The organism is Chitinimonas naiadis (assembly GCF_054780835.1).
Map to the genome: position 1 here is coordinate 1,159,269 of NZ_BAAGVO010000004.1, position 23,677 is coordinate 1,182,945.

At 54.2% G+C, this 23,677-nt stretch carries 27 protein-coding genes; 4 read left to right on the top strand and 23 right to left on the bottom strand.

What is annotated here, in order from left to right:
- Positions 1-75: 75 nt before the first annotated feature.
- From ACYVHK_RS11575 to ACYVHK_RS11590, 4 genes are all read right to left on the bottom strand, one after another.
- Complete coding sequence (locus ACYVHK_RS11575; protein ID WP_460531652.1) at positions 76-957, bottom strand: alpha/beta hydrolase family protein; 882 nt, start codon at positions 955-957, stop codon at positions 76-78.
- A 78-nt stretch (positions 958-1,035) separates the two neighbouring features.
- Positions 1,036-2,037 (bottom strand): NADP-dependent oxidoreductase, encoded by a 1,002-nt coding sequence (locus ACYVHK_RS11580; RefSeq protein ID WP_460531655.1) that lies wholly within the window; start codon positions 2,035-2,037, stop codon positions 1,036-1,038.
- Positions 2,034-2,303: a hypothetical protein gene (locus tag ACYVHK_RS11585; RefSeq protein WP_460531658.1), complete on the bottom strand. Its 270-nt coding sequence runs from the start codon at positions 2,301-2,303 to the stop codon at positions 2,034-2,036. Before ACYVHK_RS11585 ends, ACYVHK_RS11580 begins: the two co-directional genes overlap by 4 nt.
- Positions 2,304-2,386: 83 nt before the next feature.
- Positions 2,387-3,202 (bottom strand): oxidoreductase, encoded by an 816-nt coding sequence (locus tag ACYVHK_RS11590; protein ID WP_460531661.1) that lies wholly within the window; start codon positions 3,200-3,202, stop codon positions 2,387-2,389.
- 103 nt (positions 3,203-3,305) lie between these two features.
- Here ACYVHK_RS11590 and ACYVHK_RS11595 point away from each other — a divergent pair, with 103 nt between their 5' ends.
- Positions 3,306-3,743 (top strand): winged helix-turn-helix transcriptional regulator, encoded by a 438-nt coding sequence (locus tag ACYVHK_RS11595; RefSeq protein ID WP_460531664.1) that lies wholly within the window; start codon positions 3,306-3,308, stop codon positions 3,741-3,743.
- A gap of 178 nt (positions 3,744-3,921) precedes the next feature.
- Here ACYVHK_RS11595 and ACYVHK_RS11600 read toward each other — a convergent pair whose 3' ends face one another.
- Positions 3,922-4,242 (bottom strand): hypothetical protein, encoded by a 321-nt coding sequence (locus tag ACYVHK_RS11600; RefSeq protein ID WP_460531667.1) that lies wholly within the window; start codon positions 4,240-4,242, stop codon positions 3,922-3,924.
- Between the two features lie 395 nt (positions 4,243-4,637).
- Between ACYVHK_RS11600 and ACYVHK_RS11605 the strand changes: the two genes are divergently transcribed.
- Positions 4,638-5,042, top strand: a complete 405-nt coding sequence (locus ACYVHK_RS11605) for a YybH family protein (protein WP_460531670.1) — start codon at positions 4,638-4,640, stop codon at positions 5,040-5,042.
- A 410-nt stretch (positions 5,043-5,452) separates the two neighbouring features.
- Positions 5,453-6,409, top strand: a complete 957-nt coding sequence (locus tag ACYVHK_RS11610; protein ID WP_460531673.1) for an alpha/beta fold hydrolase — start codon at positions 5,453-5,455, stop codon at positions 6,407-6,409.
- A 76-nt stretch (positions 6,410-6,485) separates the two neighbouring features.
- Here ACYVHK_RS11610 and ACYVHK_RS11615 read toward each other — a convergent pair whose 3' ends face one another.
- The 3 genes from ACYVHK_RS11615 to ACYVHK_RS11625 form a co-directional block, all read right to left on the bottom strand.
- Complete coding sequence (locus ACYVHK_RS11615) at positions 6,486-6,815, bottom strand: hypothetical protein (protein WP_460531676.1); 330 nt, start codon at positions 6,813-6,815, stop codon at positions 6,486-6,488.
- A 415-nt stretch (positions 6,816-7,230) separates the two neighbouring features.
- Positions 7,231-7,722, bottom strand: a complete 492-nt coding sequence (locus tag ACYVHK_RS11620; protein WP_460531679.1) for a hypothetical protein — start codon at positions 7,720-7,722, stop codon at positions 7,231-7,233.
- Complete coding sequence (locus ACYVHK_RS11625; protein WP_460531682.1) at positions 7,719-8,510, bottom strand: RHS repeat domain-containing protein; 792 nt, start codon at positions 8,508-8,510, stop codon at positions 7,719-7,721. The genes ACYVHK_RS11620 and ACYVHK_RS11625 overlap by 4 nt, the downstream gene beginning before the upstream one ends.
- A gap of 42 nt (positions 8,511-8,552) precedes the next feature.
- Here ACYVHK_RS11625 and ACYVHK_RS11630 point away from each other — a divergent pair, with 42 nt between their 5' ends.
- On the top strand, positions 8,553-8,699 hold the full coding sequence (locus tag ACYVHK_RS11630) for a hypothetical protein (protein WP_460531685.1): 147 nt from the start codon (positions 8,553-8,555) through the stop codon (positions 8,697-8,699).
- A 486-nt stretch (positions 8,700-9,185) separates the two neighbouring features.
- Here ACYVHK_RS11630 and ACYVHK_RS11635 read toward each other — a convergent pair whose 3' ends face one another.
- The 15 genes from ACYVHK_RS11635 to ACYVHK_RS11705 all read right to left on the bottom strand — a co-directional run bounded on the left by ACYVHK_RS11635 (position 9,186) and on the right by ACYVHK_RS11705 (position 23,404).
- Positions 9,186-9,638, bottom strand: coding sequence for a hypothetical protein (locus ACYVHK_RS11635; RefSeq protein ID WP_460531688.1), 453 nt, complete (start codon positions 9,636-9,638; stop codon positions 9,186-9,188).
- Positions 9,639-9,673: 35 nt separating this feature from the next.
- A complete protein-coding gene (locus ACYVHK_RS11640; protein WP_460531691.1) occupies positions 9,674-10,570 on the bottom strand; it encodes an RHS repeat domain-containing protein in 897 nt (298 codons plus the stop codon).
- A 63-nt stretch (positions 10,571-10,633) separates the two neighbouring features.
- Positions 10,634-11,032, bottom strand: a complete 399-nt coding sequence (locus tag ACYVHK_RS11645; protein ID WP_460531694.1) for a hypothetical protein — start codon at positions 11,030-11,032, stop codon at positions 10,634-10,636.
- Positions 11,033-11,327: 295 nt separating this feature from the next.
- On the bottom strand, positions 11,328-11,900 hold the full coding sequence (locus ACYVHK_RS11650; protein WP_460531697.1) for a hypothetical protein: 573 nt from the start codon (positions 11,898-11,900) through the stop codon (positions 11,328-11,330).
- 326 nt (positions 11,901-12,226) lie between these two features.
- Positions 12,227-12,610 (bottom strand): hypothetical protein, encoded by a 384-nt coding sequence (locus tag ACYVHK_RS11655; RefSeq protein WP_460531700.1) that lies wholly within the window; start codon positions 12,608-12,610, stop codon positions 12,227-12,229.
- A gap of 9 nt (positions 12,611-12,619) precedes the next feature.
- Positions 12,620-13,345 (bottom strand): RHS repeat-associated core domain-containing protein, encoded by a 726-nt coding sequence (locus tag ACYVHK_RS11660; RefSeq protein ID WP_460534051.1) that lies wholly within the window; start codon positions 13,343-13,345, stop codon positions 12,620-12,622.
- 89 nt (positions 13,346-13,434) lie between these two features.
- Positions 13,435-14,130 (bottom strand): hypothetical protein, encoded by a 696-nt coding sequence (locus ACYVHK_RS11665; protein ID WP_460531703.1) that lies wholly within the window; start codon positions 14,128-14,130, stop codon positions 13,435-13,437.
- Positions 14,131-14,172: 42 nt separating this feature from the next.
- Positions 14,173-14,652: a hypothetical protein gene (locus ACYVHK_RS11670; RefSeq protein ID WP_460531706.1), complete on the bottom strand. Its 480-nt coding sequence runs from the start codon at positions 14,650-14,652 to the stop codon at positions 14,173-14,175.
- A gap of 107 nt (positions 14,653-14,759) precedes the next feature.
- Entirely contained in the window at positions 14,760-15,392 is a 633-nt protein-coding gene (locus tag ACYVHK_RS11675; RefSeq protein WP_460531709.1) for a tetratricopeptide repeat protein, read from the bottom strand.
- A gap of 891 nt (positions 15,393-16,283) precedes the next feature.
- Positions 16,284-16,607, bottom strand: coding sequence for a hypothetical protein (locus ACYVHK_RS11680; protein WP_460531712.1), 324 nt, complete (start codon positions 16,605-16,607; stop codon positions 16,284-16,286).
- 354 nt (positions 16,608-16,961) lie between these two features.
- On the bottom strand, positions 16,962-17,330 hold the full coding sequence (locus ACYVHK_RS11685; RefSeq protein WP_460531714.1) for a hypothetical protein: 369 nt from the start codon (positions 17,328-17,330) through the stop codon (positions 16,962-16,964).
- Positions 17,331-17,344: 14 nt separating this feature from the next.
- Entirely contained in the window at positions 17,345-18,130 is a 786-nt protein-coding gene (locus tag ACYVHK_RS11690; RefSeq protein ID WP_460531717.1) for an RHS repeat domain-containing protein, read from the bottom strand.
- A gap of 240 nt (positions 18,131-18,370) precedes the next feature.
- A complete protein-coding gene (locus ACYVHK_RS11695) occupies positions 18,371-19,144 on the bottom strand; it encodes a tetratricopeptide repeat protein (protein ID WP_460531720.1) in 774 nt (257 codons plus the stop codon).
- A complete protein-coding gene (locus ACYVHK_RS11700; RefSeq protein ID WP_460531723.1) occupies positions 19,141-21,402 on the bottom strand; it encodes an RHS repeat-associated core domain-containing protein in 2,262 nt (753 codons plus the stop codon). The genes ACYVHK_RS11695 and ACYVHK_RS11700 overlap by 4 nt, the downstream gene beginning before the upstream one ends.
- 4 nt (positions 21,403-21,406) lie before the next feature.
- Positions 21,407-23,404 (bottom strand): RHS repeat domain-containing protein, encoded by a 1,998-nt coding sequence (locus ACYVHK_RS11705; RefSeq protein ID WP_460531726.1) that lies wholly within the window; start codon positions 23,402-23,404, stop codon positions 21,407-21,409.
- Between the last annotated feature and the right edge of the window lie 273 nt (positions 23,405-23,677).

A 23,677-nucleotide genomic window follows, 5' to 3' on the forward strand; every position in this document is an offset into this window, starting at 1 on the left:
ACGAACTTCTTTTTCAGGTACGGTATGAGCATCTTGGTTAGATAGTAAACAGGGGTTGAAACGCGTATCGGTTCTTTAGGTTGGCGGCACCGGCGGCGCATCGCACTTGCGGCTCAAAAAGCTACGCACATGACTGGTGACCGCCTCATCCCGGAGATAAGACTCGTGCGCCACCGTGTCGCTGATATAGATCTCGCGGCCCTTGGCCAGATCCAGGCTATCGTAGATGCGCTGCGCAAAACGCTCGGGCGTATATTGGTCAACCTTGGAGCTGATCACCAGTACGGGAACCTGCGTCTGGTGGGCCATTGCCACGCTATCGAGCAGGGCGATATCGCTGGAGGTCTTGAACTTGACGAGGGCTGATGCAAACCCCGGCAGGATGGAATAGCTGGTCTCCACCACATCGGTCGCGGGCCCCATCAGCACCGCGCAACCGACATCATGACGGGCCGCCAGATGCAGGGCGACCCAGCCGCCGAAACTGTGCCCCACCGCGTAGACATGGTCCGTATCCACATTGGACAAGCCTGCCGCAAAGCCCGCCAGGCCTTCTGCCATATCGTAGACCGCCGCAACCGTGGGCGGGGCATCGTTCTTCTCGCCGTAGCTCAGAAAGTAGACATCGGTCGCCTCATCTGCCAGGGTCGCCACCACGCGGCCCATCGCACTGGGCGCACCGTAGCCACTGCCGGCAAAGTAGAGAATCACCCGCTTGGGCTTGTCGACCTTGAACTTATACCCCTTGAACGTGTACCCCATCGTCTCAATCGAGAGCGGCGAGATACGTTCGGCATCGCCCGGCCGCAGCACCTTGAGCGATGCCACCGGCACCCGCGTGTCCTTGAGGTGGAACAGGTCCTTGTGCTCGATGTTGTAACTGCAACCGGCAAACAGCAGGCTACTGGCAAGGCCGATGATGGCGAGTCGGAACGGGCGGGTATGGAGAAGAGGCATGGGCCGGATGCTAACGCACCAGCCTTGCCGTGCGCCATGCCCCAGGCAGCGCCCTGTCCCATCGCTGGGGCACCTTGCTTACTTCAGCTTGATCACCACCTTGCCCTTGGCGCGTCCCTTTTCAACGTAAGCCATGGCTTCGTTGGTCGACTCGAACGGAAAGACACGGTCCACGACGGGCCGGATGATCCCGGCGTCGATCAGCCGGCCGATATCGCGCAGCTGGTCTCCGCTGGCCCGCATGAAGTGGAACGAATACCGGATGCCACGCAACCTGGCTTGCTTGCGGATACGATAGCTCAGCAGGCGCATGACCTGTCCCAGTATCCAGGGCAGGCCGATCTCCTTCGCAAAATCCGGGTCTGGCGGGCCGGAGATCGAGATCAGATGCCCACCGGGCTTCAGGACCTGCAGCGACTTCTCCAGTACGTCGCCGCCCAGGCTATTGAGCACCACATCGTAATCCCGCAGCACGGTGGAAAAATCGTCCTTGGCGTAGTCGATGACGACATCCGCGCCAAGCGCCTTGACCCATTCCAGATTCCTGGTGCTCGTCGTTGCCGCGACACTGGCACCAAGGTGTTTTGCCAGTTGGATGGCCAGCGTACCTACGCCACCGGACCCCGCATGAATGAGGACCTTCTGGCCCGGCTTCAGGTCCGCTTTTTCGATCAGCACTTGCCAGGCAGTCAAGGCCACCAGCGGGATGGAGGCGGCCTCTTCCATGCTCAGCGAGGTCGGCTTGATGGCCAGGTCCGCTTCCTTGATCGACACCAGCTCCGCAAACGTGCCGATGCGATCCTTGCCGGGCCGTGCATAGACCTCGTCGCCGACGTTGAAGCGCCGCACACCTGGCCCGACCCGCACCACAACACCCGCCACATCGTTACCCAGAATGAGCGGCAAGCGATACGGCAGCAGCAGCTTGAACTCACCATCCCGGAGTTTGGCATCCAGCATGTTCACGCTCGTGGCGTGGACCTGAACCAGGACGTCGTCCTCCCGCAGTTCCGGCTCCGGCATCTCCCTTGCCTGCAAGGGTCGGTTCTTTCCGTACTGTTCAACCACGAATGCCTTCATTGTGCGTCCGCCTTTCGCTCGCCATTCACGGGTCGGGCAGCAGCAACCAAGGCTTCACCATCGGAACGAGCCGGCAACTGCGGGCCGATATTTTTCGGTTCCACGCCAGTGCGCAAGCTTGCCACCGGCGGCGGTAGTTCGCCCCCTGCGCGAGCAAGGGGTACATCGTGCTGTGGCTTGTCATCCACGGCATGGCGGTCGTGAACTACACCATAGCCAAAAAGAGAGAGGACGAGCGCAAATACGGGAGCGGCGAGAATCACCATGATTTTCTCCAAACTAGAAAGGAAATGGACAAGCCCTTGGCTTCATCGGTAGTGGAAGGCCACTGGCGGCCTCTTACCGCCTGTCAGGCGGGCAGTTCGTTGAACTTCCGCAGGCTCTTGTCGACGAAGGATTCAGGAAAAAAACGGCGCAGCGCACGGACCTGCCCTGCCTGCTTGCCGGCGGTGTAGCGCCTTCTGGGTACGGCATCGGTTGCTGCCACCACCACGGTATTCGCCACGACTTCCGGGGCGTCCCCGGCATCGACCCACTTTCGCATCAAGGCTTCCATGCGTGGCCGAACCACGTCATAGACGGAGAGCGGTCGATCCGGCCTGACGATGTTTTCTTCAAACGAAGTACGGGTCACGCCCGGCTCGACCAGCACGACCCGGATACCCTGCGTACGCAGCTCATGGTCAAGCGATTCGGAATACCCCTCGACCGCATGCTTGGTCGAGGCATACAGCGCGTTGAAGGGGGACGGTATCAAGCCCAGTATTGAGCTGACATTGATGATCCGGCCTTTGCCCTGACTACGCATCGTCGGCAAGACCGCGTTGGTCACACGCGTGACCCCGAAGACATTCACATTGAATAGCGCCTGGGCCTGCGCTGTAGAGGATTCCTCCGCCCCACCCAGCAAACCGATGCCGGCGTTATTGACCAGCAGGTCGATACGCCCCGCCTGATTGAGGACTTCGTCCACCATGGCCTGTACCGACGCCTCGTCCGTCACATCGCAACTCAGCATCGTGACGCCATGCACGTCCCCGGCTGCCGCTTTGCGACTGGTACCAAAAACACGGTAACCCGCCTGCTGCAAAGCCTTGGTCGTTGCACGGCCTATGCCTGAAGATGCTCCGGTGACAAGGGCTACGCCCATTCCAATCTTGCTCATCTGTTCAATCTCCTTGTTGGGTGACTTGCCTGGTGGCGAGTGTTACTATCAATTTGAAAGTAACGTTACTACCAAATCGATACTAAGTCACTATCAAAATGATATGAACAAAGAAGAAATTGCGGAAAATGCTTGCCCCATCGCGCGCAGCCTGGCTTTTCTGGGCGATGCCTGGAGCCTGTTGATCCTGCGGGATGCGCACGCAGGCCTCACCCGCTTCGATCAGTTCAGGCAAAGCCTTGGCATCGCCCCCACGATGCTGACCCGACGGCTGGCGACGCTGACGGAGGAGGGATTGCTGGATAAACGGCGCTACTCCGAGCGCCCACCGCGCGACGAATACGTGCTGACGGAGGCCGGCAAGGACTTTCTGCCAGCGCTGTTCATGATTGGTGCCTGGGGACGGAAATACCGCGGCGGTGGCAAGCTCACCCGGTTCTTCGATGCCGAAGCCGGAACGGAAATCCAACCGGTCGCCATCGATGAAGTCACCGGGGCGAAGATAGGTAGCCGGGCGATACGGGTTGTCGCGCCAGATTGACACCGCGGCACGATCTAGCGAGGCGACGTGCGTTTCGATGCACTCGATATGTGGGTACGGGAAGAGAAGCCCCGGCAGGCCTCGCGGGATCAACAACGCGGGCGTTTAGCCCCGTAGGGCGCAATCCCCGCAGGGCATTGCGCCGTATTCATGCGTGTGCCAAACACCCGCTACCCGTCTAAACAATGCTCACCGCAACCCAGCCCAGCACAATCACAAAAGGCAAGGCATAGAGCATCCAAACAGGCCTTGCCGTAGGCCAGTTGCGGACCGCGCGGCTTTTGATCAGGTAGTAAGGCACTAGCACCGGCCAGGCAAAAAAGACCAGCGCATCGAACCCAAAAGCGAAACCTTGCTTCAAGTATCGGCGGTTGACGCACACCCACCAGGACCAGACCACGCTCAGCAGAAAATCCCAGAGGTGGAGGCTGTCGCGGGTCGGCTCTGCCAGCCCAATGGCAATCAGCAGTAATTCCAGGCAGGCCCCCAACACCACCACATTCAGGGCGATCCAGGAGGGCTTGGGGCTGAGTGGCGCACCGGGGCTAGGCATGGATCAACGGGGTTGGGTTCAGGGTTGGGGGGGAGCTTACCACTTCATCCGGCGCTGACAGGCCTTCACCTCCGCATCCCGTACCGAGCCCATAACGACAGCCCTTTGTATTTACAGCGTAATTTGCACCAGGGCACGCACGTTGACAGGCATGCCACCATCGACATACGCTTGCAGCATGAAACTTTCCCGCGCAACGATCACGCTGATTATTCGCACCATTACAGCCATGGTGGGTTAGCGCGCGTCGGAAGAAACGGCAATGAGCAACCCGCCCCAGCAGGCGGGTTTTTTCATGCCCCAGCCTGCCGGATACCGTCGCAATACCTCAGGAGATGGACATGACATCACACGCGGTTAAACAGCGCGTCGAAGCAGCCGACCAGGCAATCAACCGGGAAGACTTCGACAGCCTGATGGACTTTTATGCCGACGACGCCACGCTGGTGGTCAAGCCAGGTATGAACGTCACCGGCAAGGCACAGATCCGGCAGGCCTTCGTGGCCATTGCCGGCTACTTCAACCACAGTCTGGTTGTGAAGCAAGGTGACATGCAGATCATTGAAGGCGCCAATACCGCGCTGGTATTGGCCCGCACCCAGCTCAGCGCCAAGCAGGCAGACGGCACGCCCTTCGCCGCCGAGCGGCTGGCTACCTATGTATTCAGCCTCGACGTAGGCGGCGTGTGGCGTTGCACCGTCGATAACTCATACGGCACCGAGCTGCTCTCCATCACGCAGGCATAAATAGCGCACGGACAGTGCGCTTCATCTGGCGCAGAGAAATAGGGGGGCTATCTCCTATTTCTCGCCTATCTCTCTCTTTCCCTTCAGCCCCTTGGTAGGCGGTGTAACCCGCCCGAGGCGACTTGATGCTCACACCGAGCCCCCGTACTTCTCACTAGCCGTCAGCAGCGCGGCAGTGTCACCAGGGGCGACATGCCTGGTACGCCACGCCCTCGCCGGTGGGAAACAAAGGGGGTAACGCGGCCCCCCCTCTTATGGGGATGGGCAATACGTGCGATTTCATCGAACGTTGTGGGCAACGGGATGGTACGTCTGCTGGGACCCGTAGGCCTAGCATGAATCCCATCAGGCCGGCGATGCAAGTAGCCAACGTTCGGCCAGCCCCCTCATGACCCAGACTGGAGATCGCCATGTATCGCAACGTCATTCCTACCCTGTTCGCTGCCATTCTGGCCGTGGGCAGCTTTAGCAGCCATGCTGCCACCCCACCCGCCACCAGCAGCCAAGCGACCAGCAAGATCGAGGACGGCAAGCTGGAGATCAACGGCGTGCGTTACCACTACCTGCTCGCCAAAGGGCGCGGCACGCCCATCGTGCTGCTGCATGGCTGGGCGTCAACCTCCTATATGTGGCGCTATGTGATGCCGCAACTGGTCGCGCGCGGCCATACCGTACTGGCACCGGATATCCGTGGCCTGGGAGACACGGGCAAGCCCACCACCGGTTATGAGAAAACCGTGGTCGCGGAGGATATCCACGCCCTGGTCGCCAAGCTCGATCTGGGTCCGGCTGTCCATGTCGTGGGCCATGACCTCGGCGGCATGGTCGCCTATGCCTATGCGGCGCAGTACCCGAAGGAGGTCAGCCGACTGGCCATTCTGGATGTACCGCTGCCAGGCATCGAGCCCTGGGATCAAATCACCCAATCGCCCCGTACCTGGCACTTCCGCTTCTTTGCCGTGCAGGACGTGCCTGAAATGCTGATCGCCGGGCATGAGCAGGCTTTCTTCAAGTGGTTCCACAATTCAGAGGCGGTCAATGCCAGCGCCTTTACCACCGAAGCCGAAGACGTCTACGCCCGCCAATACGCGGTACCCGGTGCATTACGCGCCGGCTTTGAGTACTACCGCGCCTTCCCGGCAGACGCGAAGGCAAACCGCGAGTTCGCGAAGCAAAAGCTGACCATGCCGGTATTGGGGCTGGGGGGCGACCAGAGCTTTGGCCCGATCATCGGCGAGCACCTTAAACACGTGGCCGAGGATGTGACGGTGGTTCAGGTCGCCAATTCCGGCCATTGGGTAGCAGAAGAACAACCGCAGTCGGTGCTTGAGGCATTGGTGAAGTTCCTGCCGGCGCCGGGCAAATAGGCCGGTCGACCGAAAGGAGAAATACGGGACGGACCATGAGATTTCTAAGAAAATCGTGGTCTGTCCCCTATTTTGGTTACTTAGCCAAGTCTGATTTGCGATGAACACGCAACAACTTCTGATGAAATTCCTTGTCCTCTTCATTTCCATACTTCGCAGCAAGCGAGGACCACTTTAAAACTTCTTCAGTTTCTTTTCCAATCTTGCAATCAAAACTATAATCTCGAACCTTTCTTAATGCAGAGATTTCCCCAGAAAGAGCAATTTTTTCCATTCCTTTCTCATCAAATCCCTGACAATAGGAAGGACCAGAAACTGGCTGAGGCGTTGAGTCGCTACAACCTTGAATTAAGGCAGCAAGGAAGAAACAAAACAAAACCGAAGAAAATCTGGGCAGCAAAGACATATATTTTGTCATTTCTTATTAATAAAATTTAACGTAAGCACCTGGATCCCTAATGCTCATAGGAGCATGAATATCATCATTCTTATGCCCATACGGTCTTGGTATTGGCCCTGTCTCCAGAAACCAAACAGATTTATTAGGCGCTGTAACACTAGCACCTCTCAACGAATTTGGGGTCAGGTCTTACAATCACACATGAATTTGTTGGATTGCAAGACCTGACCCCAATTTTTACGATTATATTCTAAGGAAATCATGGCCTACCCCCTATCCTCCGCTGGCCCAGCACTGGCACTGGGTTTTGAGGGTGTAGCTGGCGCCGCCGGCCTAGATCAACCGGCCACAGCTCCTGAAAAATCAGGTCTGCCAATAATCTATTGACGAAAAACACAAAAAACAACCCCAGCAGTCCCTGCTATTTTGCTCGTAGCTTAACCAAAACCTCATAAGCGGGATCTGCCGAACTCAACTGATTGCTTTCAAAAAGAAGGCCGCCAAATTCGCGTTGTTTGTCGAACTCTTCACAACGCTTTTCATCTTTATTTATTAACTCATCATGACTGTAAGAACACGTGAACTCTTCCACACTCTCCGGCGAAACACCATAACTTACACTCAGCTTTTCGGGGTGACCATCGCGCATAGCTAGCACCATCAATTTCCTACCGTCTTGATCCCACATAGTTTGACAGCCGGTGTAATTACTTGCGACAACTCGAGGGTAAATATACAAAAATCTCCCATGAACTGAGTTTTTACCTGAATCCATTGGTGGCACTGTAAGCTTACAGGTAGATACCTCCCCATTATACTCGGAAATAATCTCTTGCTTAGCGCAACCAAACAGTGAAAAAAAGAGAATAGAAATACCAATAAAGCCATTAAGCTTAATTGCCCAACATTTCATTTTCCGCACCCGCATTTTTGTTCAAATTGTGTGAGTATAGCTGCACTCTTTGACAACGCTTCGTTAACTGCATCTTTAGTTGGAAAAATATCCGCCTTTAAATGAGCCAACGAAACACGCCCATTCCAAACCTGACACTGCTTATGTCCGCCCGCCGCGCTATCTTGGGCGGCATGCATTGCCATTGCAAGATCCGATAATTTGCAGCTCTGCAATGCATTACTTGTCAGTGCCTCCCTCCTGGCATCGGAGTCTTCCGAAGACTGCCCTGGAGCACACATCGCATGCCACGGGGAGTGCTCATAATCAGGTTTTTGCGACCCAGGTAAAATATCTACGTCGGCAACGAGTTGCGCCATCTCATTACGTTTGTCCCAAGGCCAACCTGCGTCATTGAGAACTGATTTGGTTATTTCTAGGTGATGAACTTCATCAAATAGCCCCTTCGGATCAATTCTACTAACTGGATTGCCGCGCACATACGCATACGTATTAATCCCCCCCGCCAACCCAATCGGGTCACTCTGCACATACCGCCCTACCTTCGGATCATAGTCCCGGTTCAGGTTGTAATGGTTCCCCGTCTCTACGTCGTAGTACTGCCCCGGGAAGCGCAGGTTGAAGCTGTACTTGGTGCCCGTGCTCTCCGGGTCTTCGTTGGCTTGGTCCGCCCCAAACGGTTCACCCTGCCAGGCCCAGACGGCCTTCTGGCTGGCGTTCGTCAGCAGCCGGGGCGTGCCCAGGTGGTCGCTGTGGATGTAGCGTACGCTCTGGTCGGCGTCGATCACCGCGACCGGGGTGTCGGCCAGATAGATGTATTCCTTACGGGTGTGGCCCTCGTTGTCGGTCTCGGCGACCAGGTGGCCGGCGGCATCGTAGTGGTACAGCGTGGTCTGGCCCTGGTAGGTCTTGCCGGTGCGCTGGCCCAGGGTGTTGAGGGTGTAGCTGGCGCCACCGGCCTGGATCAGCCGGCCTAATATGCAACAGCAGTGCAGACCAAAAGACCTACAACGCTTAAATCAGGGGCACCTAATATGCTTTAAACCTGTTCTCTCTTCCTTCTCAATAACTCTCCAGCCAAATTTTCCGATATCTATCTTGGCCCCACAGACTAAACATAGTGCGGGCCATCCATTCTTTCGCCAAGACGCCAACTCGCTTATAAGAGCGCCTTGCCCGTAAGCAGTCCACTCCGTTCTAGAAAAACCAAGCAAAGTCTCAATCTCTGCAGCTTGTGGCGAATCCAACAAGGACTCAAGCACTTGCTCCGCATCGCTCTCACTTAGTTTTTTCTCAGAAACTTCGCGCAATATATCTCTTGCCTTCATAGGTTAACTGTTTTTCTAGGCGAATAGAGGAAGAGTAAAGGAGTAAATAGGGAACGGACCACGATTATTTCTACGGAAATCGTGGTCTGCCCCCTATTTTCGCCATTGACCAGGCAACTACCGGCACTTCATCGCCTACTTACTCCGCAACCTCAAGATGTCTTCAATAAGGCTAAACATCTCTTCGCTCTGTCCCGCTGACTCTCCATGCAAAACCTTCTTTAGTTCCGTGTGCGAGGCTTCGGTTTTGTTTTTTATTATGTCTATGGCAAATAAAACTGCAGCCAGTGCGGGCTTAGAATTTTTTAATTCCAGCAACCCCAACTGATACAAAGGATTCTCTTCAAGCCATGCCTCCGGTGCAAGTTGCGCTGCAATTGATTTCACCGCAAACATGAAGTGATATCTAGCTGAATCTATGTCTTGAGTCTTAGAAGAATCCGCTAGCAAGCACCCAAGCAACATTCTTGCATCTTGATGCGATGGATCACTTTCCAATATTTCGCGGCATAGAGCAATCGAGGCCACAGGATCATCATCCGTAGTCGCCAGCTTATACGCAGTATTGAACGCCTCTTCAATATTCATTGTTTCTCACTTAGCATCAAAGAATCTCACAACGATCATGGTATTGGAATTAAATTTCTCGGTGGGAAAAGTACACGCAGCCCTTCACTAATTATCCAATAAGCAGCGCCAAGTTCCAGCACATCTTTTGCGGTGTCGCTCTTATTATTCACAGGCGGCACTGATGTTATAGGTGCTGTCGCCGTCCCTCCCGGGAAATTGTTGTCGCACCATTGTTTAGCAGCCTCTGCTTTTGCTTTCACAACAGGATCTGTAATACAAATATCCTTCATCCATTTACGCAGTTCGTTGCAACGCTCCGCCATTTTTCTGTCGTGGGAACCATCTCCATTGTACTTACTACGCCAGCCATCCCACCCGTTTTCTCCAAACCAGTCATCCGGGTTATTTCTCAATGATTGACTATGGTTAGGCCCCCGTCCTGCTAAGCCTTGTGAATCGATATAACTCAGCGGATTCCCCCCCACATACCCATACGTATTAACCCCCCCCGCCAACCCAATCGGGTCCGACTGCACATACCGCCCTACCTTCGGATCATAGTCCCGGTTCAGGTTGTAGTGGTTCCCCGTCTCTACGTCGTAGTACTGCCCCGGGAAGCGCAGTTTGAAGCTGTACTTGGTGCCGGTGCTCTCCGGGTCTTCGTTGGCTTGATCCGCTCCAAACGGTTCGCCCTGCCAGGCCCAGACGGCCTTCTGGCTGGCGTTCGTCAGCAGCCGGGGCGTGCCCAGGTGGTCGCTGTGGATGTAGCGCACGCTCAGGTCGGCATCGATCACCGCGACCGGGGTGTCGGCCAGGTAGATGTATTCCTTGCGGGTGTGCCCTTCATTGTCGGTCTCGGCGACCAGATGGCCGGCGGCATCGTAGTGGTACAGCGTGGGTAGATCACGATTTCCATATGAAAATCGTGGTCGTTGACACCGCCAACCCAACTGTAATGGCCAGTATGAAACTCGAGTTCGTCAGCAGTTAAAACCAGGAATTCACCAGCATTCTTACTGTCGACCACGATCTTTATAAGCGGCCAGTTGACCACAAATATGGAGAATCACTTCTTGTGCAGACTTTATCTCATCATAATTTTCTAAAAATGAAGATAATTCCATTGATAGAAAATAATCTAAGTCCCACTTCTGTTCATCTGCAGAATCCAATGGGAGATTATGAATTAGGTTCAAAATCATTCCAGCGCTTACAAGATTTGCATCTTCAACCTGCCTTACAACTTCAGGAACACAAAATTCAATTATTCTCCTGGTACTTGTAACGGATATTGAATCCACATTTTCAATTACTTCCTTAAGGCAGTCTAAGACACTATCGTTAAGGTGTCCTTCCAGCAGAATGTTTCTGCTGGAAATTAATGCTGCTGAAATCTGGCTTTTTGCATTCATATTTTGCCTTAAGGTGTATATGTTAGGTCAGCAGGAGACTTATCGAGATCGGGGTCAGGTCTTGCAATCACACATGAATTTGTTGGATTGCAAGACCTGACCCCAATTTTTACTCCAAAATAGGAGACGGACCGCGATTATTTCTAAGAAATAGTGGTCTATCCTCTACTCTCCAAGAATTGACCTCAAATTTTGTTACGAAACTTAATAGCCACCCAAGAGGTTTGCGGTGAACTTTCGGAGGTCTGGGAGAGTATTTTCGGCCTTACCAAGCAGTATTGAGACCAACTCCGGCTTACCATGATTCAACTTGACCAGGAAGACATGCCCATTGTTTTTCTCTCTTTTTATCCAGCAGGGTCAATTCGACCGGGCCATTCAAATAAGCACTAGCAAGAAATGAATCAGAACCTTTCTCCACATAAAAGAAGAAAACTTTCTTCAACATGGAAGATGCCACAAGGCAGTGCCTTGTCACGGGCGCACTCCCTACGAACCAAGCCTCTTTAGCATGAGAATCAGAAAACACAATCTTATCATTGCTCGATCTTAACGACTGTTCCACATGGTCTTTTGTGAGGACTTCTTTATCCCCAGCCACGTACTCGGCAAGAAAAACATCCAGCAGGACAAATGCGGCAACCATACTCCCCAGCACGCCCAATTTTCGCCAAGCCCGCGAAACAAGAAACCGCAGAGAACTAGCGCTTACAGCAATTAAAAAAACAACAGATCCTAACGTAGCAACACTTAGAAATGCTGGGCCATTCTGCACGAAGACAGAGTAGCCACCAAAATATGCAAGTTGAAGGTCAAATGCGAGCAGGCCACAAACTAAAACTAAAAGCAGTTCTATTTTTCGATTCATACAATACACCTGAAATTACTCACATGCACTAGCCTGACATTGCACAATTGCCTCTCGGGCCCAAGAAACACAGTTATATGTTGCGACTCCATACGGATGAGACTTTCCAACTTCAGCAACTTTCTCAGCCACACATTTCTCGTACTTTTCTTTGTCACACTTTTTTGCGAATTTGGAGTCAGGTCTTGCAATCACACATGAATTTGTTGGATTGCAAGACCTGGCCCCAAATTTCACGGGGGCGGAGTGAGGGTGGCCAGGGGCGGCAAGACGACTAAAGGCCGTAGGGATCACCCCTACGGTCTTTATGCTGACGGTGCCAGCTTCTACGCTCGGCTCAATCGACTAGTTTGGACCCACTTCGCCAAGTCGAGCACTGTGGCAAGGGCCGGAGGCTTCCCAAACCGCTCCTGCTCGATCCACTGACTCAAGGCGTCTTCGCCTTTTCCCAAGTCCCAGCTATCAACGCTGCTTAGGGCTTTCAACGTATCGCTTGGCTCGATCAGGCGAGGATCAATGGTGAACGCCTCTCCAACCTTCGACCAAACTTCGTTGAACACCTCTTTAGAAACTTGGTCCTGCACTTTCGCATGAATCTCCACGAGCTGCCTCGGCTCACGTCCTTTTAAGAAGGACTTTCTGGCATGTGCCCGGAAGAGCCAGATGGCCGCGATACAGAGCAAAAACAGGACTAATAACCAAGCTTCCATGATGGCCTCCTATTTGCTGCACGAACAGCTTGAGTTGGAATCGCGGCTTGGGATGGCATAGAGAAGGCCCTCCAGTTCAATTGTCGCGTCATACATACCAGCCCCGATGGTTGCCAACCCGATTGCGGCCGTCCCCAAGCGGGGTATCACACCACCCATGCCTGGAACACCCAAACCACGAGGAATGCTAGTCAACGGATTGGACGATCCAAGTAGTGGCCCTCTAAATCCAGTCGCCGGGGCCCATCTCTTCGGCATCAGCCCACCAGCCATCGCTGCTGCATAGGGGCCAACATTGATCGCATATGTGTCGACAAAATTCGCGTAATCACTCCAGTAGTTGGACCAATCACGAGAACAAGTGTTCTGCTCTTTAGGCAGACCCGGAGGTGGCGGCAGATGGCCCATATCCATCAAGCCCAGCGGATCAATCCCACTCAGTGGGTTACCGCCCACATACGCATACGTATTAATCCCCCCCGCCAACCCAATCGGGTCACTCTGCACATACCGCCCTACCTTCGGATCATAGTCCCGGTTCAGGTTGTAATGGTTCCCCGTCTCTACGTCGTAGTACTGCCCCGGGAAGCGCAGGTTGAAGCTGTACTTGGTGCCGGTGCTTTCCGGGTCTTCGTTGGCTTGATCCGCTCCAAACGGTTCGCCCTGCCAGGCCCAGACGGCCTTCTGGCTGGCGTTCGTCAGCAGCCGGGGCGTGCCCAGGTGGTCGCTGTGGATTTAGCGCACGCTCTGGTCGGCGTCGATCACCGCGACCGGGGTGTCGGCCAGGTAGATGTATTCCTTACGGGTGTGCCCTTGGTCGCTTGTTACCCAGCACTTTCCTCTAATCGTCGTAAATGCGTTTCATGAGCAACGACTACGGCTTTCGAAGGTGCGGCAAAAAATTCGAACAACGCACTCCTACCGTCCAAATCATCTAAATTCCACGGATTTGTTGGGTCTAGGTAAACAGCCTCACTTGAGGTCATAAGATCAATTTGATCATTCTCAGGCAACACGGCCAGCCGATGCCCAATCATCACGCTACCTTTAGTAGCATATTCCCGTGCTGCCCAGTAAGCGGCATGCAAGTCTTGCTCAGACAGAACTCCAGCAGCGAGCGATTTCTGTAAGTTTGCAAGGATAAAAGTTAATTCATTGTTGAATTTTCTATAATCCACCAGCAATTTTCGCAATTCTGTCCTTCCCCACTCATAGGGCGGAACCGGGAGTGACTCTATATATTCACGCAACGGTCCAACAAGTGCAGACAGGGCAAGCTCCTCACTTACTCCTGAGACCTGCTTGCCTCCTACTTCCTCATCTGAATCACGTCGAGAGACGGTTCCACGCACAATCCAAAACCCATCACGCTCTTTCCTTGAAGATATGGAGAGATGATAGTGCTCTTCACTAAGCTCATCTTTGATTAAGTTTTCTATTTCGTTAGTTACCACATCACCCACCACAGAGCGCGTTATGAGCGGCAAGAAGAAATAGCGAGGAAATAGGGGGAAGACCACGATTATTTCTACGGAAATCGTGGTCTGTCCCCTATTTTTCTGCTATGTAGATTCTCGCACTAACTTTCTTATTAAGTCAGATTTCCCTCTGAAATCACCGAATATATCTACATCAGCCCCCAAGCTTTCCTGATTCTCTGCAAGATAAGTCAGGACGGGGTCAATCTCATTAAAAATCGAGGAAATCGATGCAGCATTATTAACAGCACGATCCATCACTATGCTCATATAGCAATTCGCGATATCAAATGGATGCTCAGCCCCAAAGTCTCCAGACAAAACCACATCACAAAACCCTAACAAATAATACATAAAGGGGGTGCGAGGCATTGATCTAAGTTCCTGCGTCCGAGCTTGAACATCCTCAAGAAAATAGTGACGAGCGTCTTGATTAGACTTTCCAAAGAAAACATCGAATGCGTCTTTGGTATCAAAATCGTCTGAAATATCACCCCAGTCGTTCCTATCGGGAATTTTCTCTCGCACAGATTGACTAGTCATTTTTGGCAGCTTCTCTTGCATTCAGCGTACTCCTTCATTAGCTTCATGCCAGAAATTGGGGTCAAGTCTTGCAATCACACATGAATTTGTTGGATTGCAAGACCTGACCCCAATTTTCAGAAAAATACTCAGCCTCTCTCCAAATACTCCTTCGCTTGCCAGCATCCAAGCTCTGCTGACCTTTTCATCAGTGCTACTGCGTGTGATAGTGATTCAGCAGAGGCAGAATCTTCCACCAAAAACAGAGCTGAATAGTAAAGGGCCATTGGCCATTCCGACTTAACAGCTTCATTTAGCCAAAGTAATTCCAACTCAGGATCAACATGCTGCCCACACCAGCCATGTGCGTAAATGCGAGACAGATGAAACTGCGCCTCACCTAGCCCCTCTCTTGCCAGCTCAGAGAAAAGTTGGAACGCACGGGCGTCGTCAATAGCAACGCCATCGCCAAACTGGAAAATATATGCCAGTTTAAGCTGATAGGCAGAAATCCCACTTTCCGCCTTCGCCTTAATGCTTTGAACGTATTTTCTCTTATATCTGGCTGCCGTTAGTTCATCTCTTCCTACTCCATCACCGTCACGGTAGATAAGCGATAAGTAAAGAAAGGCCTCTTCACAGTCGTTTTCGGCGAGTGCTAGGAACTGCGAAATAGCGACCTCCATATTGTCACACTCGTAGTTCTGCTCTGCTTCCCGAAGCAACTCCTCATGAGTGCACAATTTCTGTCGGATGTTACTAACTTGGGTCACATGTTTCATCAAGCCAATTTCCAAGTAAATAGAGGAGACACCACGATTATTCCCATGAAAATCGCGGCCTGCACCCACTTTTCAATAGCCTTATGGAACACCCAACACTTCTTCTAGGGTGTTATGCACCATAGTGATAAAGTATTCGTAAGCCTCTATATCTTCACCGCGATCTTCTATACGCTCTTTTTGCCAATCTAGAAAGCTGGGCAAGGACAGACAACGATAATTCCTACGAAAATCATGGTCTATCCCCTATCTTTCCCTCAAGAAGGGCTAGTAGACGTGGACGTGAGCGCTACTACTTCGGCCAGCATGAGTATCTGTGCTCCATAGACTGGCTCTAGATGAAAGAAACAAAGCCTACCTGAACGTAGAGCGTCCACTTTGTCTTCTAGCGGTTGCCAATTAAGGCTGTCAGCGTTTGCCTCTTCCGCTCTCATCAAGTAGTAAATTTTCTCCTTAATTTCATCAGTAACTTCAGAGGGGTTCGCAACATAAGTGACGTGGTCAATGATGTTTGATAGACGCACGTCGGTCACCAAAAAATCATCCACTCCCTCGGCATTTACTGCCCAACGTCCACCCTGTTTATCGGAGATCGACAACGTCACCGTACGGTTTTCAGCCGAAACCTACAGCATGGTTAGATCCGCTTCGACCAAGTAATTCCAATTTTTCATGCTCATGCTCTCTCAAGGACTGGGGGGACGCGGGAAATCGACAGGCGAAACATCCCGCCCAGGATGCTCACGTTGCCCATTAGGCCACTCATGCACATGAGGCTTATCGTAACCTTGATGTGGTTTGTCGATATCGATCCCGGGCTTACCATCTACGCCATACTTACGCGAACGTCGCTCTCCATAGATGGCACAAGGGGAGACCTCGCGGTCTCCCCTAAATCCTCTTCTTGAATTCGAAACAATACTGATTGTTATCAATCACCTCTATTTTAACAATCTTTTCCGTCCCCCAAAATGCAAGCACATCTCCAAGCCTATGTCGGAAAAGGCTCTTAAGTGCATCAATAAAAATAAACAAAATCTCAACGATCAAGGACCGATCGAATCCTTCGCCGGAAATAATATCGATCCGGTCCTTCATCATTTCGATAAGTTTGTCACCATCTTTCTTGCCTAGAATTACTCTTACAACGCCTGCCCTGTGAAACTCAGATTCGAGTTCTTTCGGGTCAATATCAGAGTAGTGAAAGTATCTCATCCCACACCAATCTTTAATTACCAAGCTGGTAAACCGAGAAGAGGTGACCAGGAATGGCCACCTCCCAACCCACAAAGCCTGCTATGTGCCACCTAGTAGGTCATGCAGAAATGACCCCAGCCCATCAAGCCATGAGTCTACATGGCCACCGCTGATAGATCTTGGGGCGTTTGCTCTGCGACAAATAGCATACGCAATTTTAACGGCCGCGATACAGGTTGCCCTCGTTGTGACCCGTGTAGCCGCCCCCGCGCACAGCTTACTTTTTTCGGAATTTGGGGTCAGGTCTTGCAATCACACATGAATTTGTTGGATTGCAAGACCTGACCCCAATTTTTGTATCTGACCTCAAATTCAATGCGTAGATCTATTTCTATCCTTTCTCTCGGGAAGGCCATGGAGTCGTCTGTATGCATTGAACTTCTCCAATGCATATTCAACATTGTCAAAGTAATCCTCATAGAATCCTGGCTCGCAGAACTCTGGGGGATCAATGTAGTACTCATCCCCATCCCGTTCCTCGACCCAATCATTCGGGACTATCGGATCAACAATATCGAAGAGTTCTTTCGCATATAGAACTGGCTCCCCTGCATCATTTATGACGCGGAATGAAGTGCTATCTATACCAACGACGGGATAGATCTGTTCAGGCGAGAGGCATCTGTGATCACTCTCATCCAGCAAGTGTTCATGCACTGTTAGCTTTGCTTTAACCTTCATTTAAACCTTCATTATTAGAAGAAGGGATCAAGTTCGCCAGCCAATTTCCAGCCAACTTTCCGACCTTGGTTCTCATACCAATGCCATTCATTGCCATAGCTATCCCAACCCTTTTTCTTAACCCAATCCTTAGCCTTCCCACCGAATTTCTCGCAAAGCTGCTCAACCTTACGAATCCGGCTTCCCTTTGCAATCACTTCAGACGTAGACGCGATCTCTTTTAACGAGCTAGCAGCAGGAGCCTGTGGCGCAATGCCCGCCTCAGCACAAGCGGCAGCGTTCTTACCGGCACAGTCGTCGAGCGTACTCGCCAATCCCAACGGGTCAATGTACGTAAGAGGATTGCCCAATGCATACGCATACGTATTAATCCCCCCCGCCAACCCAATCGGGTCACTCTGCACATACCGCCCTACCTTCGGATCATAGTCCCGGTTCAGGTTGTAATGGTTCCCCGTCTCTACGTCGTAGTACTGCCCCGGGAAGCGCAGGTTGAAGCTGTACTTGGTGCCGGTGCTCTCCGGGTCTTCGTTGGCTTGATCCGCCCCAAACGGTTCGCCCTGCCAAGCCCAGACGGCTTTCTGGCTGGCGTTCGTCAGCAGCCGGGGCGTGCCCAGGTGGTCGCTGTGGATGTAGCGCACGCTCTGGTCGGCGTCGATCACCGCGACCGGGGTGTCGGCCAGGTAGATGTATTCCTTGCGGGTGTGCCCTTCGTTGTCGGTCTCGGCGACCAGATGGCCGGCGGCATCGTAGTGGTACAGCGTGGTCTGGCCCTCGAAATTTGGGGTCAGGTCTTGCAATCACACATGAATTTGTTGGATTGCAAGACCTGACCCCAATTTTTACTAAGCTCATCTTTGATTAAGTTTTCTATTTCGTTAGTTACCATATCATCCACCACAGAGCGCGTTATGAGCGGCAAGAGGAAATAGGGGGCAGACCACGATTATTTCTACGGAAATCGTGGTCTGTCCACTATTTTTATTATTTCTACGGAATCGTGGCCTGCCCCCCTATTTTCTATATCGGTGCACTCCTCTTCACCTTTGATCGTATGCACAGAAACGCTGATCCTTCATATTCTTCTCAGCGGTACTATTTTTCAACTTATTCCAAAGCTCTGCAAACCGCGAATCAGCCAAACCCTCCAGTTCATCCTTTGAAGCAAAAGAAGAATTTTTCTGATCAATTACTTTCAATATATCGACAACCTTATCCTCACCCCATTTACTCGCACATAATTTCACAACCCTCCCCCAAGCCATCGCACTTGCGACTTCATTGCTTGTCTCGGCTGTCTCTGCAATATGCCTTGCATATCTAATCATCGCATCTTTGTAACCTTGATTTGCCGCCCGCGCCCACCAGTCAGAGGCCAATTCTTGATTCTTCTCAAAAATTTTACCTGCGTAAATCTCATTGCCTAGCTGATATTCAAAAATAGCCGAACCAGCTTTAGCCTGACTTAATATCAACTCCGCGCCCTCCTTTCTTTCTGACGGGATCGAGCTAGCCAGCAGCAACGCCACCAACCTACTATTTGCACTTTCTCTCCCTTGACTGGCGGAAATTCTCAGCCAGTGCAGCGCTGACAAGTTATCCCCCATAGAATCAAAATGTGAGAACAGAGCAAATGACGCCTCACTATCACCAGCTTTCGCCTTGCCAATCAAGGAAGACAAACCAGCATCATTCAACCTTTCGTCACAGCATGTGCCAAAGGCAAAATCTTTAACAAGGAAAAAGGAAATTACAACCACTGCAATAATTATTGCGATAGCAACAAAATTCCATTTTGTTCGGATTCTTATCATGGAAATTTCCTTCCTAAATTTTCCTTAGTACCATCTGGATTAAATAGCCACCAAGACCCCGGCTCTCCCGGAAGACCGAATAGCCCACTATCATAAGGGGATTTCATCTCAACCCCATCAAATGGCCACAAATAGTTAAAAATATATCCCTCCGGAGCAACCACCTGCACGCCCAAGCGCCGAGAAAGCTCCGCCGCAATCAATGGTCGCTTACTTGCCCAACTGGCGTTACCTGTATTACAAGCATGTAAAACCACAGGCATGCCTGGTCTCCATAACTCTTCTTTCTGCAAGTCATTCTGAATGAAATTGGACCACCATTCTGCATCATGAGACGACATGGTGTTATTGTTTCCATGACTAACAATAGTCAGGGCCCAATTTAGATCGGGTACTTTACTTGCGGATTTGTACTGAGGATTCCCTACTGGTATCGCAATATATCGAGACAGGCCTGACGGATCTGCGTAGCTCAGCGGATTACCTTCAACATACCCATACGTATTAATCCCCCCCGCCAACCCAATCGGGTCACTCTGCACATACCGCCCTACCTTCGGATCATAGTCCCGGTTCAGGTTGTAGTGGTTCCCCGTCTCTACGTCGTAGTACTGCCCCGGGAAGCGCAGGTTGAAGCTGTACTTGGTGCCGGTGCTCTCCGGGTCTTCGTTGGCTTGGTCCGCCCCAAACGGTTCACCCTGCCAGGCCCAGACGGCCTTCTGGCTGGCGTTCGTCAGCAGCCGGGGCGTGCCCAGGTGGTCGCTGTGGATGTAGCGCACGCTCTGGTCGGCGTCGATCACCGCGACCGGGGTGTCGGCCAGGTAGATGTATTCCTTGCGGGTGTGCCCTTCGTTGTCGGTCTCGGCGACCAGATGGCCGGCGGCATCGTAGTGGTACAGCGTGGTCTGGCCCTGGTAGGTCTTGCCAGTGCGCTGGCCCTGGGTGTTGAGGGTGTAGCTGGCGCCACCGGCCTGGATCAGCCGGCCACGGGCGTCGTACAGGTAGGTGCCGCGGTTGTCGGCGGTGCGGCTGCCGTTGGCATCGTAGCTGTAGGTCTCGGGGCTGGGGCCGGCGTGTGAGACGAGCTGGTTGTTGGCGGTCTGGACGAACTGCGGGTAGGCGGTGCCGTTGCGCTTGAGCAGCAGGCGGTTGCCATTGGCATCGTAGTCGTACTGCTGGCTGGTGGTGCCGTCCTGCCAGTTGCTGAGGCGGTCCAGGCTGTCGTACTCGTACTGGTCCTGTTGGCCGGCGTTGATGCCGAGGCTTTGCAGCAGCCGTTGCCACCAGCCACCGCTGATGGTTTGGCCGGTCAGTCGGCCGGCCTTGTCGTAGCTGAGGGTGACGGTGCTGTCACCCAGGCTGAGGCCGGTGAGGTTGCCGTCCTGGTCGTAGCTGCTGGTGCGTTGCAGGCCATTGCCGTAGGTCCAGCTTTGGGCGGGGCCGTAGGGGCGGTAGGCGATGTTGCTGATCAGGGTGAGGATGGGGCCGGTGCCGAGCTGGCTGTCGATCTGGTTGACCTGGCCGGCGCTGTTGTAGCTGTAGCGAACCGCACGGCCGCTGGGGTAGCGCAGGTTGCTGATGCGGCCCTTGGCATCGCGCGTGTAGCTGATGGTGTAGTTGAACGCACCGACCTTGCGGTTCTGGATGCTGATCCGGCCATAGTCGTCATAGTTCAGGCTCAGCGCACCGCTGCTGTCGTCGATGCCGACGAGCTTGGGGCCGGTGTAGCGATAGGTGCTGGTGCTTTGATTGGCATAGGTGACGGTCTTGATACGACCAGCCGTGTCATAGCCGTACTGGGTCAGTTGACCCTTGGCGTCGGTCTGGCTGACCAGTTGGCCTCCGGCGTTGAAGCTGGCGCTGCTGTTGCCGGTGTCTGGGCTGGTCTGGGTGATCAGGTCGTCAAAGCCGCTGTACTGGTATTGGGTGACGAGGCCGCGCGGGTCGGTGACCTGGACCAGGTTGTCTCGGCCGTCGTAGCTGTAGCGGGTGATGCCCTGGCTCGCGTCGGTAGCGGTACTAAGCCGGTTGAGGGCGTCGTAGCTGTATTGGGTGACACGACCGAGGTGGTCGGTGCGCGTCAGCCGGCGGCCCATGGCGTCGTAGCTGTACTGTTGCCAGCCGCCGTTGGGATAGGTTTCCTTGAGCAGGTGGCCCAGGTTGTCGTATTGGCGGTCGATGGATTGGACAACGGCGGCGGACAGCGGGGGGGCGCCGGCCACGGCGGCAGCCAGGATGAGGGTGCGGAAGCGGGTCATGGTGTCAGCGCGCTTTCTGGGTAGTGGGGGACAGCAGCGGGCTGCGGTCGGTGTCGATGCGGGCGACCATGGCTTGCAGGCTGGCGCTGCTGTCGCTGATGGCTTCATGGGTGCGATTGCCCATGGCGTCGAGGGTGTAGGCGATGCGGTTGCCCAGGCTGTCGGTGACGGCAGTCAGCCGGCGGGCGGCATCGTAGTCGTAGTGGAGCTGCTTGCCATCCGGCAGGCTGACATCCCGTAGCAGGCCGGTGGAGGTGTAGGCGTAGACGGTGACGTCATTGCCTTCGGTCCGTTGGGTGAGGCGACCCATGGCGTCGTATTGCAGCTTGATCGTGACCGAGGAATACGCGCCGGCAGGACGAACCAGGGTCAGCGGCAGGCCGTTGGCGTCGTACTGGGTGTAGCGGGTGACGAGACCGGCCGCATCGGTGACGGTGGCGAGGTTGCCCTGGGCATCGTAGGTGTAGCTGGTGCTGAGGTTGGCCGGGGTCTTGCTACTCAAGAGGCGGTTGGCGCTGTCGTAGCTGTAGGTCCATGTCCGGCTTTGCTGGTTGCCCAGGTCGGTGATGGTCTGGGTCAGCAGGTTGCCGGCGGCATCGTAACTCAGGTCGGTACGGCGGCCCGGCTCGGTGATGCGGGTGGGCAGCGCAAACGTGGGGTGCCAGTCGGTACTGATGGTACGGGCCAAGGTGGTGCCGGCGGCTTCGGTGCGGCTGGTTTCGAGCTTGCGGGCCGGGTCGTAGGTGTAGGTGGTGGTGTTGCCGACGAGGTCCTGCTGGCTGGTGAGGTTGCCGTCGGTATCGTAGCCGAACTGGCTGATGCCGGCCTGGCAGCCGCTGGTGGCGGGCTGGTTGGTACCGGTGTAGAGGCTGCGCTTGCCGAGCAGTTGGAAGCTGAAGCGGCGGGTAGCGCCGAGCGGGCCGGTTTCGTCGGTCCAGCTACTCAGGCCGCTGCCATCGGTGCCGAAGGTGAGGCTGTAGCGTTCGACGCCGCCGGCGTGTTCGGAACTGACGGCACGCCCGGTCGCATCGTAGGCCCAGGTGGCATAGCGGTTGCTGGCTTCGTCAATGATGCCGCTGAGCTTGCCGGGGGCGTTGGCGTCGTCGTAGACGTACTGGCGGGTGGTGGCGTCGGCATGGGTAACCTGGCTGAGCAGGCCGTTGGCGTCGTAGCCGAAGCTGGCAAGCAGTTGGCTGCCGCTGTCGACACGGACAAGACGGTTGCCGGTGCTGTCGTAGCTGAACTGCAGGCTGCGGCCGCTATCGATGTCGGTGACGGTGCTGAGCCGGCTGCCGTTGTAGCTGAGGGTGTAGCGGCGGCCGCCGGCCTGCTGCAACGAGATGAGGTTGCCGCTGGCATCGTAGCGTTCGGTGCTGCGTCCATCGGAGACCAGGAAACCATCGGCCAGCTTGCTGACGCTGAGGCGCAAGGCATTGCTGGGGTCGATGAGGACGCCATTGGCGTCGGTGCTGACCGAGGCGCCGTCCGAACGGTCGATCCGATAGTAGACCAGCGTGAGCTTGGGGTCCGTCGAGAAGGTGGGCCACTCCGGGAAGTCGGGGTCAACGTCGGCCGGCTTGGGTGGCAATAGCTGGGTGGCGGTGGCGTAAACGGGGACAACGCGCGCATTCCAGTTATGGCGCCAACCGGTGCCCAGACCTGGCCAGGAAGCGCGATCGCTACTGTTGTAGCTGCGGACGAGGGGCACACCGGTGCCTGCCGGGCTGTCGACTTCCTGCTGGTACTTGTTGCCGGTGGCGGTGTTGATGGGGTTGCCGGAGCAGGTATCGGGTTTACCCATGTCGGGATCGGCATCGTCGGGCAGCTTGCCGGGTGGCTTCGGCTTGCAGGCGCCGGGCGAGCCGCTGCCACTGACGAGGTATTGGCCGTCGGGGCAGATGAGGCGGCAGGTGCCAGAGGAAGGACCCATGAACTGGCCTTCGGGGCAGGTTGGCAACTTCTTGCGACAAAATGCCTGGGCCGGGCTCTTGCTGTAGTTCATGCCCCATTCCCAGCCCGTGGCGCAGCCGCCAAACAGGAGGAAATAGGTGTTCCCGCCTCCTGTGCAACGGTCGGGATCAAAGTAATAGATGCGGTAATAACTCCAGCCATCCTCGCTATAAATCACCTTGTGGCACCGCCCTAGGGGCGGTATGTTGCCGAGAGCAACATTACGCTGAATCATTTCCTGACAGCTTGCGGAAGCGATAGCTGCGTCGGGTGATGGCCCCTGACAGGGCGAGCCCGCACCAGAATCCACCCACCAGTTGGGTGT

Coding starts and splice junctions, on each gene's coding strand:
- ACYVHK_RS11575 (WP_460531652.1), bottom strand. CDS start 957: ATGCCTCTTCTCCATACCCGCCCGTTCCGACTCGCCATCATCGGCCTT.
- ACYVHK_RS11580 (WP_460531655.1), bottom strand. CDS start 2,037: ATGAAGGCATTCGTGGTTGAACAGTACGGAAAGAACCGACCCTTGCAG.
- ACYVHK_RS11585 (WP_460531658.1), bottom strand. CDS start 2,303: ATGGTGATTCTCGCCGCTCCCGTATTTGCGCTCGTCCTCTCTCTTTTT.
- ACYVHK_RS11590 (WP_460531661.1), bottom strand. CDS start 3,202: ATGAGCAAGATTGGAATGGGCGTAGCCCTTGTCACCGGAGCATCTTCA.
- ACYVHK_RS11595 (WP_460531664.1), top strand. CDS start 3,306: ATGAACAAAGAAGAAATTGCGGAAAATGCTTGCCCCATCGCGCGCAGC.
- ACYVHK_RS11605 (WP_460531670.1), top strand. CDS start 4,638: ATGACATCACACGCGGTTAAACAGCGCGTCGAAGCAGCCGACCAGGCA.
- ACYVHK_RS11610 (WP_460531673.1), top strand. CDS start 5,453: ATGTATCGCAACGTCATTCCTACCCTGTTCGCTGCCATTCTGGCCGTG.
- ACYVHK_RS11615 (WP_460531676.1), bottom strand. CDS start 6,815: ATGTCTTTGCTGCCCAGATTTTCTTCGGTTTTGTTTTGTTTCTTCCTT.
- ACYVHK_RS11620 (WP_460531679.1), bottom strand. CDS start 7,722: ATGAAATGTTGGGCAATTAAGCTTAATGGCTTTATTGGTATTTCTATT.
- ACYVHK_RS11635 (WP_460531688.1), bottom strand. CDS start 9,638: ATGAATATTGAAGAGGCGTTCAATACTGCGTATAAGCTGGCGACTACG.
- ACYVHK_RS11645 (WP_460531694.1), bottom strand. CDS start 11,032: ATGAATGCAAAAAGCCAGATTTCAGCAGCATTAATTTCCAGCAGAAAC.
- ACYVHK_RS11650 (WP_460531697.1), bottom strand. CDS start 11,900: ATGAATCGAAAAATAGAACTGCTTTTAGTTTTAGTTTGTGGCCTGCTC.
- ACYVHK_RS11655 (WP_460531700.1), bottom strand. CDS start 12,610: ATGGAAGCTTGGTTATTAGTCCTGTTTTTGCTCTGTATCGCGGCCATC.
- ACYVHK_RS11670 (WP_460531706.1), bottom strand. CDS start 14,652: ATGCAAGAGAAGCTGCCAAAAATGACTAGTCAATCTGTGCGAGAGAAA.
- ACYVHK_RS11675 (WP_460531709.1), bottom strand. CDS start 15,392: ATGAAACATGTGACCCAAGTTAGTAACATCCGACAGAAATTGTGCACT.
- ACYVHK_RS11680 (WP_460531712.1), bottom strand. CDS start 16,607: ATGAGATACTTTCACTACTCTGATATTGACCCGAAAGAACTCGAATCT.
- ACYVHK_RS11685 (WP_460531714.1), bottom strand. CDS start 17,330: ATGAAGGTTAAAGCAAAGCTAACAGTGCATGAACACTTGCTGGATGAG.
- ACYVHK_RS11695 (WP_460531720.1), bottom strand. CDS start 19,144: ATGATAAGAATCCGAACAAAATGGAATTTTGTTGCTATCGCAATAATT.
- ACYVHK_RS11700 (WP_460531723.1), bottom strand. CDS start 21,402: ATGACCCGCTTCCGCACCCTCATCCTGGCTGCCGCCGTGGCCGGCGCC.
- ACYVHK_RS11705 (WP_460531726.1), bottom strand. CDS start 23,404: ATGAACTACAGCAAGAGCCCGGCCCAGGCATTTTGTCGCAAGAAGTTG.